This window comes from Vibrio sp. 1978 (genome assembly GCF_033344345.1).
The window spans coordinates 1-736 of record NZ_JAWPOP010000409.1 but is presented as its reverse complement, the minus strand read 5'-3'; the positions used below and the strand labels follow the sequence as shown (position 1 = coordinate 736).

Genomic DNA, 736 nt, shown 5'->3' with positions numbered 1-736 from the left:
ACGCTCGTCCTTCTATTTCTGTGGGGGGCTGGTTTTACTCTGTTTACGGGGATTTCTTGGCTGAACATCGTCGAATGGCTTGGTGATCGCTCGTTAGCGGTATTGGCTGCCATCGCGAATAAGTTCAGAGGTTCAGAACAAGAGACGCTAGAGCCTCAGCTTGATGAGTTTGTTGAGGATAAAGTATCAACAAAACACGTTGAAGACGATCAACAAGACGACGAGACGCTTCCTCACTTAACGGCTTACGAAGTTGAAGAACCAAAAGAGAAAGCGGCAGTACACGAATATCCTATATATATGCCGCAAGCCAAATCAGAAACGTCTGCGGTAAAACCGACGCCAGAGCCCCAAACTCAACGAGTTGCGGCAGTAAATGCGACGCCAACGTATGTTGAACCAGAACCACAACTTAAAGCGGTCAGCACAGATAACGTGGATCCAATGGTTGAGCGTACCAAGCAGCTGAATGTAACCATCGAAGAGTTGGAAGCTGCAGCGCAGCAAGCAGATGATTGGGCGTCAGAAGAACAAACAAGCCAATCTTATGCGGATACAAACGCAGTCTATCAAGAACAGGTGCAAGCCAAGCATGAAGAGGTTGTTGAACACGATACGCCTCAACGAGAATCAAGCTATGAAGAGTATGAACAGTTTGCTGCTCAGCAAGAACAGCAACTCCATGTGGAACCAACGCCACACGAAGAGCCTGTTATTGACACTCGTGCGCTTGATG

The 736-nt window shown here is 47.8% G+C and carries 1 pseudogene; it reads left to right on the top strand.

The annotated features are described in order from the left end of the window. Positions 1 to 736, top strand: a pseudogene (locus R8N49_RS26910) (DNA translocase FtsK); the annotation flags it as partial.